The sequence below is a fragment of the Streptomyces sp. 3N207 genome (assembly GCF_052246355.1).
Classification (GTDB): Bacteria; Actinomycetota; Actinomycetes; order Streptomycetales; family Streptomycetaceae; genus Streptomyces.
In genome coordinates this window covers 277132-290109 of record NZ_JBQQBV010000006.1, presented here as the reverse complement: position 1 = coordinate 290109, position 12978 = coordinate 277132, and the positions used below count along the sequence as shown (strand labels likewise).

Genomic DNA, 12978 nt, shown 5'->3' with positions numbered 1-12978 from the left:
TCTTCCCCCGAGGGCGCGGGCCACGGCCCCTTTCGTCTCCCCGGATCAGGGCGTGTTCTGCGCCCGGCTGATGTTCTTCGCCAGGCCGGCGGCCGAACGCAGCCCCGGCTCCTCCGCGAGGCGGTCCGCCTCACTGTGCAGCTTTCCGAGCGAGGGCGCGGCGGGCAGCGGCTCGGCCGCCGTCTCCGTAGGCCGCGGTTCCGGGCCGGGCGAGGCGCCGCCCTCCCCGGTGCGCAGTGCGTCGGCGAAGTAGGCGGCGACGGCCGACAGCCGCAGATACGGGGAGACCTCCGCGCCCTTCCAGAGGTCGGCGCCGGTCAGCGCCGTGGTGGCGATGTCGTGCGACTTCTCGTGCGGCTTCCGGTTGTCGGGATCCTGCCAGCGGACCGTCGCGGTCGCGGCCCTGCCCGTCGCGCCGTGCTTCAGCCGGACCGCGTACAGCGCCGTGACGGTATGGCCGGGGCCGACCTCGCCGCCGTCCACCTTGTCGTCGCGGAAGTCGTCGTCGGCCACCTTGCGGTCCTCGTAGCCGACCAGCCGGTAGTCCGTCACCGCGTCCCGGTCGAAGACGACCTGTGCCTTGGCGTCGCGGGCGCGCAGCTCGATGTTGCGGGGCAGCTGGTTGACGAAGACCTCCCGCGCCTCCGTACGGGTGGAGATGTAGACGGTGTTGCCGTCGCCCTTGTTGGTCAGGCGCTCCATCAGGGCATCGCCGTAGTCGCTGCCCACGCCGACGCCGAAGAGGGAGATGCCCTGCTCCTTACGGTGCCGCGCAACCTCGCTGAGGATCGCCTTCGCGTCGGTCTGCCCCGTGTTGGCGAGCGCGTCGGACATCAGGACGACACGGTTGGTGGCGCCGGAGCGCCGGTGCTCGGCCGCCTGCTGATAGCCCTCCTTCATCCCCGCGCCGAGGTTGGTGCTCGACTGCGGCTCCAGCTCGTCGACGGCAGTGCGGAGCTTGGCACGGCCGCCGTCGTCCAGTCGTGTCATGGGCAGCACGGTCTCGGAGTCACCGCTGAAGGTCACCAGCGACACGGAGTCGCTGCCGCGCAGTTGGCCCGCCGCCGTCCGCAGTGCGTCCTTGACCAGATCCAGCCGTCCCGGCTCGGCCATCGAACCCGATACGTCGAGCACGAAGGTGAGCGCGGCCGGGCGGCGCGGCGCCTTCGGGTCGCTGTTCCTGGTCGCCAGCCCGACCCGCATCAGCGACCAGTCCGCCGCACCGGTGCGGGCGCCGTCCGCCGAGACGGAGAAGCCGTCGCCCTTCGGCCGCCGGTAGCCCTGCGGGAAGCTGTTGACGAACTCCTCGGTCCGCACCGTCTGCGGGGCCGGCCGGGCGCCGTCCCGCAGGATGCGCCCGGCGTAGCTGTAGGACGCGGTGTCGACGTCGAGTGCGAACGTCGACCGGAAATCCGCTGGTTCGGTGGGTTTTACGGAGGCGGCCTCCCCAGGTGCGGAGCCGCCGCCCTTGGCGGTGTCGCTCGTTTCCATGTTCTTCGTGCCGCCGCCCGTACATCCGGCCAGCACCCCCGCAGCGACCGCCACAGCGGCCCCCGCCATCCATCCCCGCTTCATCGCTTCCCCTCACACCGTCGTTCGGCTCCGTGCGCCGGTATGACGGCCCTGGCCCCCGCCGGGACCCATGTAAAAGGTCGCTTTTTGATGACAACCGGGAGGGCGTCAGCCGCGGTACGCCCCCGGGGCCAGCTCGTCCAAGAGGGCCTGGGTGCGTGGGGGAAGCCCCCGCTCGGCGCCATGGAGGGCGGCGGCGCGCTCCGCGACCCAGCGCACCGCCTCATCGAGGGCGCCCGGTTCACCGGTGGCGTGCGCGGCCCGCAACAACGCGTCCCAGAGCCGCTCGTCCGCCGAAGCACTCCGCAAGGCGATCCGCACAGCGCCCACCGCGGCGTGCGGTTCCCCGAACCGGAGATACTCGGCGGTGAGGGCGAGGCCGACCTCGGCGACGAGGAGCGGATGCTGCGCCTCGACGACGTCGTACGCCAGCCATCCGTACCGCCCCTCGGGCCGGTCGGCCAGCAGCGGACCGCGCGCGAGCTCCAGCGCCTCCGCGAGCTTCTGGCGCCGCACCTGCGGCGCCAGCTTCGCGCCGCGTTCCCCGGTGCAGCCGTGGTGCAGGGTGCGCAGCACGTCCCAGTCGGAGACGACGGAGGGGCGCAGCACGAGCCGCCCGTCCTTGTCGGTGGACAGCCGGGGCCTACCGTCGGTCTCGATGCCCAGCCAGCCGCGCAGCCGTTCGACGAGCGCGTCCCGCACATCGTCGGTGACGCCCTTGGGCCACAGCGCGGAGGCCAGTACGCGCGGGTGCACACCGTCCCGGTTGAGCAGCAGCAGCGCCAGCGCCTCGTGCAGCAGCGCGCTGCGCGACTCCTCCGGCGGCTCGATGCCGGTGACGTCGTAGCTGCCCATGATCCGCGCGTAGACCGCCGGACGGCCGCCTTCGCTCAGGTCGACGCGGAAGCCGGGGCCGCGCCCGCCCTCGGTCTGCTCGTCGTCCGCGTCGGCGAACAGCTCGACCACCGCAGCGCGCAGCTCCTCGGGCAGCAGCTGGGCCCGTACTTCCAGGCCCATGCGGGGTGCGGCGAGCGTTCCGTCCGCATCGACGGTGAACTCCCATACGACGCTGGGCAGCCGTCCACCCGGGACACCGACCACGAAGCCGACGCGTGGCCCTTCGCTTTCGGTGGCGAGCGCGGCCAGCCGGCGGGCCTCGTCCTTGGTGGGCTCGAGGCCGATCAGCACCACCTGCGGAGCCGCAGCCTGCGGAGTCAGCGTGTCTTCCCGCTCGCGCAGCAGCGCCGGGACATCCGCCAGGTACCGCACCCGCTCGGGGGCGAGTGCGGTCAGTTCCGCACCGAAGCCCACGAGGGTCAGATCCATGCCCCGGGACCAGCTTCCGGTGGCGAGTTCGGCGGCGATGGAGGCAAGGACGGCGGCGCGCCGCTCCTCGTCCCCCGCCACCGAGACCAGCCCGGGCACCGACTCCAGGTTGAGCAGCAGCCGTGCCTCGCCGCGCAGGCCGAGGCTGACCAGCGCCGGGTAGGGCGACGGCCCACTGGTGTCCACGTCGAAGCGGGTGTGGGAGCGCTGGATGGTCCAGAAGCTGGGGCTCTGGCCGAATCGCCAGGGCGCCGGCGGCTGTCCGGACTCCTCCGCGAGTTGCAGATGCAGGTCCTGTCCGGTCAGCCAGGCCGCGTAGACGACGGGGAGTTCCCGGCCCGCGTCGGCGAGGTCCTCGGCCAGCCCGCGCAGCGCACGGTCGAGGAAGCGTACGGCGGCGGGGTCGGCGCTGACCAGGAGCGCGTCGCGGGCCTGCGCTGCCGGGTCGGACGGGGGCGTGAAGTCGTCGCCGGGCGCCCGCCGGGCGCCGCCGGTGACCGCCCTCCACAGCGCCGTCCGCCGTCGGCGGCCCAGCGCGGCCAGCACCCCGGCCGCCAGCAGCGGAGCCCCGAGCAGCGCTTCGGGCAGCCCGACGGTCCCGAACACCCCGCCGTCGTCCGCCTTCGCGGAGCGGTGGAGCTTGTTGGTGCGGTCACCGTCCGGGACGTCGGCGTGGTCGAGCTCGGAGGGGGTCTCCTCGCCCTTGCCGCCGTCGCTGTCGTCCTGTGACGGTGCGGCCGGCTTGTCCGGCGCGGGGGTGTGCGGTGCCGTACCGCCCGGACGGGTGTCCGGGGCACCCGGCCGGATGTCGTTCGGCTGGGAGATTCCGGGGCCGGGCAGCCCGTCGTCGTCCTCCGCGTCGCCGAGGTCGTCGGTCCGGGTCGGCTGCTCCTCTGCCGGGCTCTCGGGGACGGACTGCTCCTCACGGTCGGGCGTGTGTTCACCCGGCGGGACATCGAGCTTCTCCTCCGTATCGGGCCGCACATCGACATCCGAGTCGTCGGAGCTGCCCGCGTCCTGGTCGGCCCGGCCGTCTCCGGCGTCCTGGTCGGCCTGGCTGTCCTGGTCGCCGGGGCTCGGCCGGTCGCTGGGCCGCGCTTCGTCGTCCGGAGCGTCGGGGATCTCCTGGTCCGGCTGGGTGGGCGCCAGATCCTCGCTCCCGTCGCCCTCTTCGCTCTCGTCCGGGATGCTCGGTTCGAGTTCGGTCTTGTCGGAGCCGTCGTCGGAGCCGTCGTCGGAGCCGCCCGCGTCGGGGTTGGAGGGAGCCTGGTCCGACGAATCCTTCTCGGAAGAATCCTGGTCCTGGGAGCCCTTCTCCTGGGAGTCCTGGTCCTGGGAGTCCTGATCCGACGAGTCATCGTCCGGTGCGGTGGGCTCCTCCCGCCCCGACCGGTCCCCGTCCTTGCCCTGGCCGTCGTCCCGGCGCTGGTCCTGGTCCTTGCCCTGGTCCTGGTTCTGGCCCTGATCCTGGTCCTGACGCTGGTCCTGGCCTTGGTCCTGGTCCTGCTGGGGTGGCTGCTGCTGGCGCTGACCGCCGCCGGGGGCCCGGCCCTCCTGGTAACGCTCGTACTGGGCACGCTCCTTGGCGCCCAGTTCCTCGGCGTCGTCCGGCATCTCGACCAGTTCGCCGCCGTGCGCTTCGGCGGGCATCTCCATGATCCAGCCGGGCCGGATGAGGCTGGCCTCGGACAGCCGGGAGCCGTCCGGCTGTACCCGGTCCTTGTTGAGGCGGTAGATCTCCTTGTAGCGGCGGCCGTCGTCCAGGTGCCGTTCCGCGATCTCCCACAGGGAGTCGTGGTGGCGGCCGACCGGGGGCTGGATGCGGTAGAACTTCGTCTTCCGGGCCTGGGAGGTGTCGCTCAGCGCCGACGACTGGTGCGCCGCACCGGCCCGCTCGCTGCCGCCTCCGGCCAGTACGACGGTGTCCGAGCCGCTCCCGCCCATGACATGCGCACCGGCACCGTCCCCCTGTGCGGCCACCTCGCCCGACCGCTGCTGGCCGGGGAGGAGCTGGGCACTCGCGACGGTCTGCGAGGGCTGGTGCGGCTGCTGTACGGAGTGGCCGAGGTCGGCCAGGCCCGGCGCAAAGCCGGCCGTGCTGGAGCCCAGCAGCAGGATCGCGGTGACGAGTTGTCGCGCCAGCAGCTGGCTGGGGCCCGCGCCCGGCACCCGCGCGGGCAGGCCGACGCCCGAGAGCGCGGCCTTGACCTCGACCAGCACACAGGCGGTGAACTGCGCCCAGGCGAGCCATACGACGACCGTCAGTACGTTGATGAAGACGCCGACGCTCACTTCCTCCCGCAGCATGGCCGGCGACGGCATCCGGTGCGGCAGCGGCCAGCCGATGAAGTAGGCCAGCGCCAACGGCACCCCGGCCACCAGCACGGCCAGCGCGACGAACGCACAGAACGCCTTGAGCACGTCCCCGAACGTGCGCCGGGTGCGCACCGGTACGGGCGTGCGCGAGCGCGAGTTGGCCCTGGGCCCGCCGGGGGCCGGTGCCGGTGTCGAACTGCGGCGCGCCATGTCGTGTGCTCCCAGTGTGAGAAGTGCGGACGTGGAGGAGGGGCGGTGGTTCCGGGCCGGTTCAGCCGGTCACGGATTCCGCCGTCGCCGTGCCGTGGACGGTGATGGGTGCGCTGTAGAACAGCCCGGTGAGGACCGGACGGTAGGTGAGCCGGATCCGGACCTGCACCTGCTGTGCGCTGGCGGACACACAGCCGGAGGCTGCCACGTCGGCCCCGGTCAGGCCGGACTGGGTGGCGAACTGGTGGACGCGGGAGGGACAGTTCTCGTAGTTGATGGGCGCGTTGCGGCCCTGGCTGGCGCGCAGGGCCTCCTCGTCGATGTCCTGCGCCGCGTAGCGGGCTGCCTGCTCGGCGATGTCGGCCGCACGCTCACGCTGCGAGATGGACAGCCCGCCGTCCACCACGAACGCGGCCAGCACCATGAACAGCAGCGCGAACATGATGACCGCGGCGGCACCGGACCCGCTGTCGTCGCAGGCCGTACGCCGGGCCTGCACCCAGCTGCCCACCCTCTCGGAGAGGGCCCGTCTGCCCCGGTTCATCCGGTCCTCCGGTACGGGTCGATCGGCGAACTGGAGCGGCCGGAGATGTCCTTGGCGATGTCCAGACCGAGGATGCCCAGGCCGCGCACCCGGCAGCTCACCTCGACGGTGAACAGCCCGCCGGAGCGGTAGTCGCTGCCCGCGTCCCGTACGGTGACGTTCCCCGCGCAGGTGCCCTTGAGGGTGGCGGTGGCCGCCTGCTGCGCAGCCGCCATCGCAGCGCCGTGGCTGCCGTGCTGGAGCGACCCGGCACGTGCGGCGTCCCGCGCCGCGCTGTCCACCGCTCCGCGCCCGTCCACGAGCTGGCCGAACGCGACGAGTACCAGGATGAACAGGATCATCACCGGCGCGAGGATGACGACCTCGATCGTCGACATCCCGGCGTCGCCGCCCCGCGGACCGGCCCACCGTCGCTCTCTCATCACCCGCCCCCGTCCGGTACGAACCGCTCCACCGGTCCCCGGGAGATCGCGTACACATCCATGTCCAGGCCGGGGAAGACGGAGGGCACCTGGGCGCGGATCTCCACACCCACGGTGTTGTCGTCGGGCCCGAGCAGCTTCACATCGGGGTTGAGGATCAGTTCGGGGCCGAGCTGTTCGATGTATTCGCCGGAGGTCTGCCTCGCCTCGGCGCGCCAGCCTCCCGGGTCGGCGTCGGCCTCCTGCCGCGCCTTACGGGCACCGGCCTGCGCCGCCGCCTGCGCCACATGGTCCGCGAAGAAGTACAGCGCGAACTGCACCGTCGCGAAGATCAGGAAGAACAGCACCGGGGTGAGCAGCACGAACTCGATCGCGGTCATGCCGCTTTCGCCGCGCTGGGAGGCGGCCTCCCATCTGCGGCGTATCCCTGCGACGAACCGTCGCTCAGCTCGCACCGGCACTGCTCCTACTTGCAGGTGCCGTCCTCGTCGGCGCCGTCGATGCAGTCGCTCACCTTGTCCGCGCCGTTCCGGAGCGCAAGGTTGATGATGGCGGCGACCACGCCGACGATGGCCACCACGACTGCCGAGATGATCACCCACTCGACGGCGGAGGCGCCGCGGTCCAGCTCGCCGGAGCGGGCGCGCTGTATCCGGCCGCGCAGAAACGTGACGAGGAATTCGACGGCGGGATGACTGATCGAACGCATCGGATTCGGCATCGTTCTCAGTCCTTTCTGGGTCTTCGGGCTTCGGGCTTCGAACCCGGGCTTCGGGCTCGGGTCTTCGGACAGGAGGTCAGATCTGGAAGACGCGCATCGCCGCCGGATAGATGAGAAAGACGAGGAAGCCCGCGCAGAGCATCAGCTGGGCCACGAGCATGGACTGGGACTTCTCACCCGCACTGCCCTCGATCTCGGACAGCTCCCGGTGCCGCATGGTCTCGGCGCGGGAGGAGAGCGAGGCACGCACCTTGGCGCCGTCGTCGGCGACCAGCGCCAAGGATGCCGACAGGTCCTTGAGTTCGTCGACCCCCAGTCGGATTCCCAGGTCCCCCAGGGCCGCCCACTGGCTCTGCCCGGTGATCCGCGCGTCGGCGAGGGTGTCGCGGATACGGCGCAGCGCCCAGCCGTCGCTGACCTCGCTGGCCGCCTTCAGCGCCTCGGGCAGTCCGCGCCCGCCCGCCAGGTTCATGGCCACCAGGTCGAGATAGGCGCCGACCACCCGTCGCAGGTCGCGCCGCTTGGCGGCGGCGTCGCGGCGCACCTCCAGGTCCGGCAGCATGAAGAACAGCCCGGCGAAGAACAGCGCCAGCCACAGCGGGATCAGCGGACTGCGGCCGAAGCCGATCAGCCAGCCGATCGAGAACAGGAACGGCCCGAAGAACAGCCCCGCGGCGCCCAGCAGCACCTTCGTCGCAAGGAAGTTCTCCCAGCGGCGCTCCAGCACCTCCAGGTCGGAACGGAGGTTGCGCTGCTCCCAGCCCTGCCGCAGATACAGCTCTGCGACCCGGACGCCGATCCGTGCCCGGAGGGCGCCGAACCGGCCGGTCTCCTCCGGGCTTCCCGCGACGCCCGACTGGTGAGCGGCGGTACGGGCGCGCAGCGCGTCGATCTCGGCGACGGAGGCGACGGCACCCCGCTTGCCGGGCGCCAGCGCCCGTACAAGCAGGAACAGACCGAGCCCGGCGAGGGCTCCGGTGAGTGCGGTGAGGGTGAGGGTGTTCATCGGTCCAGCGCCTCCTTTCCGCCGACGGCAGGCTGCTCGCCCCGCTCGGCGGGCTGCTCGGCCCGTTCCGCCGGGTGGCCCGCGCGGGCCGCCGGTGCCGGCTGGTCGGCGTGGATCAGGAAGCGCTGGGGGGTCTCGATCCGCGACAGCTTGCGCAGCCACCAGAAACCGCAGGCGAACATCGCGCACACGCAGGCGAGTACGACCTGGCCGAGCGGGCTCCCGTAGGGCTTGACGAAGTCCCGGTTGAAGACGGCGAGGCCCAGTACGAAGGCCACGCTGACGCCGACGACGATCTGCACGCTGCGCCGCGTGGAGGCGCGCTGCGCCATCACCCGCTGCCGCATGTCCACCTCCTCGCGCGCCGACTTGGCGAGCGCGCCCAGCACCTCGCGCAGACCGGGGCCGCGCAGCCGGGAGTTGAGGATGAGGGCGGCGACGACGATGTCGGCCGAGGGGTCGTCCAGCTCGTCCGCCAGGTTCTGCAGCGCGGTGGGCAGCGGGGTGCGGGCCCGCAGCCGGTCGATGAGCGCGTCCAGATGCGGGCGCAGCGAGGGCGCTGCGGCGCGGGCCGAGGCGGGGATGGCCTGTTCGAGGCCGACGGCGCCGGCGATGGTGTCCCGCAGCGACTCCGTCCACGCCGCCAGCGCCTCCACCCGCTTCATCGCGGCCCGCTCCTCGGCGGCACCGCCGAAGAGCCGGTCCCAGACGAAGACGAGGATGCCGGTGGCGATGGCGGCGACCGGCCAGCGCGTCAGCAGCAGCACCAGCAGTCCCGCGCACACCGCGATGGAGCCGCGCCGGCTCATGAACCGGACCAGCTCCGAGGCGCGCTTGCCCGCGTCCCGCTTCTCGTCCGGCGCCTTGGCGGGCAGCCCGCGCAGGGCGACGATCAGCAGCGCGATACCGCCGCCGACGGCGACGCCGCAGGCGAGCGCGTAGAGGGTGGGCAGGGAGAAGATGCCGCCCGTACCGCCGTCGAGAGGCACGGTCTCACCCCCAGTTTCCGGTCGGCTGGTATCCGTAGACGGCCAGCTCCTGCGCACAGGAGACCGGCGCATGCGCCAGCAGCCGCCCGTCGGGGGCCTCGGCGAACACCTCGCTGGAGAGCACCCGGCCGTCCACGCCGTTGATCTCCCGTACGGAGGTGACCGAGCGGGACAGCCGTCCGCCGCTGGCGAAGGCGTTGCGGCGCTCGATGAAGACGACGAAGTTGATGGCCCCCGCGATCAGCATCTGGGTGGCCTCGATGGGCAGCCGCTCGGCGGCCTGGAGCGCATAGGTGGAGATGCGGTTGAAGACCTCGCTGGAGCTGTTGGCGTGGATCGTGGACAGCGAGCCGTCGTTGCCCTGGGACATGGCGTTGAGCATGGTGACGATCTCGTCGCCGAGCACCTCACCGACGATCACCCGGGAGGGGTTCATCCGCAGCGAGCGGCGGACCAGTTCGGCCATGCTGATGGTGCCCTGGCCCTCGGAGTTGGGCAGCCGCTCCTCGAACGCGACCACGTTCGGGTGCAGTTCGGGGAACTGGTCCAGGCCCAGTTCCAGCGCGCGCTCGACGGTGATCAGCCGCTCGTGCGGCGGGATCTCGTTGGCGAGGGCGCGCAGCAGCGTCGTCTTACCGGCGTTCGTCGCGCCCGCGATCATGATGTTCTTGCGGGCCCGCACCGCCGCCGTCAGAAAGCTGCCCAGCTCCGGGGTGAGCGTCGCGTTGCCCACCAGGTCGGAGATGAAGACCTTGCCCATCCGGGCGCGCCGGATCGACAGCGCGGGGCGCCTCGTCACGTCCATGACGGCCGACAGCCGGGAGCCGTCGGGCAGCCGCAGGTCCAGCTGCGGGTTGGCGGAGTCGAACGGCCGGGAGGACAGGCCCGAGTAGGCGCCGAGGATCTGGATCAGCTCGACCAGTTCCTCGTCGGACTCGGCAACCGGTTCGCCGCGCATCTCACGGCCGTCGGCATAGCCGACGAAGACCTGGTCGTAGCCGTTGACATCGATGTTCTCGACCTCGGGGTCGTCCAGCAGCGGCTGGAGCCGCCCCACGCCGAACAGCGCGGCGTGCACGGCAGCCGCGTACGCCTCCTCGGACTGCGCGTCCGGCGGGGTGCGTCCGGAGGTGATCTCCGAGCGCGCGTACTCCTCGAGGATCTGCGCGATCACCGCACGGGCGAACTGCCGCTCGTCCTCGGTGGTCATCGGCGCCACACCGGACGCCTGGTCTATTCGGCGCTGCTCGGCGATCCGGTCCCCGGCCTCCTGCCGGAACCGCTTCACCAACTGGTGGTCGACCATGCTCGCGCTCACGATGCGGCTCCCCCGTCCCGCGACCGCTCCCCGCTGCCGGGCAACGGCACCGGCGGCGTGGGCGCGGGCGCGGGTGCCGTGGGCCTACGCCGCCCGCGGAAGCCCTTGAGCCCCCGCGCCGGCTCACTCTGCGCGGGGCCGCCCGGTGCCGGTGAGGCGGGTGCCTGCGTCGGCGGCGCCTGAACGGGGGGCAGCGCACCAGGAGTTTGCGCACCGGGCGTCTGCGGACCCGGCGCTTGTGCACCCGGCCCCGGCGTCTGTGCACGGCGCCCTTGCGAACGCGGCGCGCCGTAATCGGGCCCGACGGGCGGCGGGCCCTGCTGCGGGGGCGGGCCCTGCTGCGGGGGCGGGGTCCGATGCGGCGGCGGTCCCTGCTGCGGCGGCGGTCCTTGCCGCGGCGGCGGGGTCCGGTCCTGGCCCGCACCGGGTCGGCCCGTAGGGGCGTGCGGCGCCGAGGCGGGGGCGGACGGGAGGGGCTCGGCCGGGCCGGTGGGCTGCCCGGCGACCGGCGCCGGACCGGGGCCCTGGCGCCGAACCTGGTCCTGGCCGCGCGACGTCGGGGGCTGCTGCTGCGGCTGCGCTGCGGCCGGCGCCCAGGCCGCACCGTACTGCTGGTGGAGGTCGGTGGCGATCTTGCGTACGGAGCGGACGAGCAGCGAGCGTTCGACCCGCCCCCGGCGGCGGCCCGCCAACTGCTCGGCGCCCAGCGGGTCATGTGCGAGTACGCCCAGGACCTGGGCACCCGCGCGGGAGGCGACCAGCATGTCGTTGACCTGACCCGCGATCTTGGCGGCGCCCTGCGCCTCGGAGACCAGCAGCACACCGAGCAGCGGCTGGGCGAGCGGCGACATGCCGCGGCCCGTGCCGTGCAGCCGCGCGGTCAGAGCCAGGGCGCGGTCCCGCACCCGGGCGATCTGCTCCGGTTCGTCCCGCGCGATCAGCAGCACCAGCGCGGCATGCGGAAAGAGCGCCACCGAAGCGGACTCCGGGCCGATCCGCCCGCAGTCGGCGATGACATCGGCGGCCAGCTGGGGATGCGGCGAGTCCGCGAGGGACGCGAAGGCGCGGCCCAGGGTGTCCCACTGTCCGGCCAGCCCCGCCGACTGTTCGGCGTTGCCGAGTCCGACGAGGACTTCGAGCCCTCCGGAGAGCCGCTGCGTGTGGTCCCACAGCTGCTCGGCGGCGAGCCCTCTGCGCGCGGTCGCGGCCAGCGAGAGCAGTCCGGTGTTGGGGTCCAGCGGACGGCCGTCCGTGGCGGGGCTGCGGTAGACGAGATCGCCGCCCGCGGTGTCCATCTCGGCCAGCAGTGCGCGGCGCGGCCACACCGCCGAGAGGGCGACGGCGGCCGTGGTGACCCCCGGTGCCCCTTTGTCGGCGGCGAGTGCGATCAGCGCCATCCGGCTACGCCTTTCCTTGGTGTCGTGTCGTCCCTGCCGTGCTGCCCCTCGTTGCGTCTGCCGTCATGTCCTGCCGTAGCCGACGACGATGCTCCGCGGCGGACGGTTCCGCGGGCCCGTTCCCGTCCTCCATGGCGCGGGCACGGCGCGGTCCGGCTGCGCGTGCCGTCAGCTTCCGCTGTCGGAGTCGAGGACGAGGGACACTTCCCCGTTGGACGCGGCCGCGGTCAGCTCGGCGGCGTCGCTCTTGTCGACGACGACGGAGACGGGAAGGTTGCCGCTGGAGGCGAGGGAGTCGTCGGAGCCGGACCTGATCGACTGGACCCTGGCACCCTCGGCGATAGTCGCGTTGCCGGAGCCGTTGTTCCGGCCGGACGCGTCGCCGCCCGTGTCGTCGGTCCCGCCACCGGTCGCGTCGCTGCCGCCCGAGGAGGTCTCGCGGCCCACGCGGTACGCGGAGACCGTGTCGCCCTCCTTCAGGCGCGGCGGGTACTGGCCGCTCTTGAGCGAGAGCCCCACCACGGCCTTGCCGGATGCCAGGCCCTTCTCCTTGGTGAGCATGCTGCCCACCAGCACCGTTCCGTCGACCAGATCGGCGGCCGAGCGGTACTTCTTGAGCAGACCGCGCTGGTCCCAGCGCACGTACTTGATGTCGCTGTCCTCGGCAACCATCACCGATTTGATGGCCGAGTCCGGGATCGGCTGCCCCTGCGGGACCCGCTTGGTGATGGCGACGGCCTCGACCCGGTCCCCCGCGCGCATCACCAGGACGGTCGCGCCCAGCGCGCCGAGCAGGACGAGGAGGACGGCGAGCGCGGCGAGTGCGGGCTTGCGTTCGCGTGGCGGGGACGGAAGCCGGTCCCCGGCCGGTGCGGTGAGTGCTGCCCCGCGCCCGACCCCGGCGGAGCTCCGCTCCTGGGTCTTCACCTCACCACCCCCGTGTTGTGGTCTTTCCCCGTCTTGTGGTCTTTGTGCGTCTCACGTCGTGTCACTGAGAACCTGCCCCGTGCCGACATGCCGCTACCGCCATGTCGGACATACCCCCGCGTACCAACAGGCGACCACGCCATGTAAATCCCGGGCACAGTATCAACACCCCCCGACCCCCTCAAGGCGGATCCGAACGCCACGGAGGCCGGATTCCGGGCGCCCTCGCG

10 protein-coding genes and 1 pseudogene are annotated in these 12978 nt (G+C 72.6%); all 11 read right to left on the bottom strand.

The features are described 5' to 3' along the window. Positions 1-45: 45 nt before the first annotated feature. Entirely contained in the window at positions 46-1575 is a 1530-nt protein-coding gene (locus ACTWP9_RS12725; protein ID WP_443246181.1) for a YfbK domain-containing protein, read from the bottom strand. Positions 1576-1680: 105 nt separating this feature from the next. Next, positions 1681-5424 carry a hypothetical protein gene (locus ACTWP9_RS12720; RefSeq protein ID WP_443246180.1) on the bottom strand — a complete coding sequence of 1248 codons (3744 nt, stop codon included), beginning with the start codon at positions 5422-5424 and terminating at the stop codon, positions 1681-1683. Positions 5425-5485: 61 nt separating this feature from the next. Further along, positions 5486-5968 carry a Tad domain-containing protein gene (locus tag ACTWP9_RS12715; protein WP_443246179.1) on the bottom strand — a complete coding sequence of 161 codons (483 nt, stop codon included), beginning with the start codon at positions 5966-5968 and terminating at the stop codon, positions 5486-5488. Further along, complete coding sequence (locus ACTWP9_RS12710) at positions 5965-6390, bottom strand: TadE/TadG family type IV pilus assembly protein (protein WP_443246178.1); 426 nt, start codon at positions 6388-6390, stop codon at positions 5965-5967. Before ACTWP9_RS12710 ends, ACTWP9_RS12715 begins: the two co-directional genes overlap by 4 nt. Next, positions 6390-6851: a TadE family protein gene (locus ACTWP9_RS12705; protein ID WP_443246177.1), complete on the bottom strand. Its 462-nt coding sequence runs from the start codon at positions 6849-6851 to the stop codon at positions 6390-6392. Before ACTWP9_RS12705 ends, ACTWP9_RS12710 begins: the two co-directional genes overlap by 1 nt. Positions 6852-6856: 5 nt before the next feature. Then, positions 6857-7111, bottom strand: a complete 255-nt coding sequence (locus ACTWP9_RS12700) for a hypothetical protein (RefSeq protein WP_443246176.1) — start codon at positions 7109-7111, stop codon at positions 6857-6859. Between the two features lie 76 nt (positions 7112-7187). Next, positions 7188-8117, bottom strand: coding sequence for a type II secretion system F family protein (locus ACTWP9_RS12695; protein ID WP_443246175.1), 930 nt, complete (start codon positions 8115-8117; stop codon positions 7188-7190). Then, entirely contained in the window at positions 8114-9106 is a 993-nt protein-coding gene (locus ACTWP9_RS12690) for a type II secretion system F family protein (protein WP_443246174.1), read from the bottom strand. Before ACTWP9_RS12690 ends, ACTWP9_RS12695 begins: the two co-directional genes overlap by 4 nt. A gap of 4 nt (positions 9107-9110) precedes the next feature. Beyond that, a complete protein-coding gene (locus ACTWP9_RS12685; protein WP_443246243.1) occupies positions 9111-10412 on the bottom strand; it encodes a CpaF family protein in 1302 nt (433 codons plus the stop codon). Positions 10413-10936: 524 nt separating this feature from the next. Beyond that, positions 10937-11821, bottom strand: a pseudogene (locus tag ACTWP9_RS12680) (hypothetical protein); the annotation flags it as partial. 168 nt (positions 11822-11989) lie between these two features. After that, a complete protein-coding gene (locus ACTWP9_RS12675; RefSeq protein WP_443246173.1) occupies positions 11990-12748 on the bottom strand; it encodes a hypothetical protein in 759 nt (252 codons plus the stop codon). Positions 12749-12978: the final 230 nt, after the last annotated feature.

Excerpts from the sequence above, each read along its gene's own strand:
- ACTWP9_RS12715 (WP_443246179.1), bottom strand. The coding sequence starts at position 5,968 with ATGAACCGGGGCAGACGGGCCCTCTCCGAGAGGGTGGGCAGCTGGGTG.
- ACTWP9_RS12725 (WP_443246181.1), bottom strand. The coding sequence starts at position 1,575 with ATGAAGCGGGGATGGATGGCGGGGGCCGCTGTGGCGGTCGCTGCGGGG.
- ACTWP9_RS12720 (WP_443246180.1), bottom strand. The coding sequence starts at position 5,424 with ATGGCGCGCCGCAGTTCGACACCGGCACCGGCCCCCGGCGGGCCCAGG.
- ACTWP9_RS12700 (WP_443246176.1), bottom strand. The coding sequence starts at position 7,111 with ATGCCGAATCCGATGCGTTCGATCAGTCATCCCGCCGTCGAATTCCTC.
- ACTWP9_RS12695 (WP_443246175.1), bottom strand. The coding sequence starts at position 8,117 with ATGAACACCCTCACCCTCACCGCACTCACCGGAGCCCTCGCCGGGCTC.
- ACTWP9_RS12710 (WP_443246178.1), bottom strand. The coding sequence starts at position 6,390 with ATGAGAGAGCGACGGTGGGCCGGTCCGCGGGGCGGCGACGCCGGGATG.
- ACTWP9_RS12685 (WP_443246243.1), bottom strand. The coding sequence starts at position 10,412 with ATGGTCGACCACCAGTTGGTGAAGCGGTTCCGGCAGGAGGCCGGGGAC.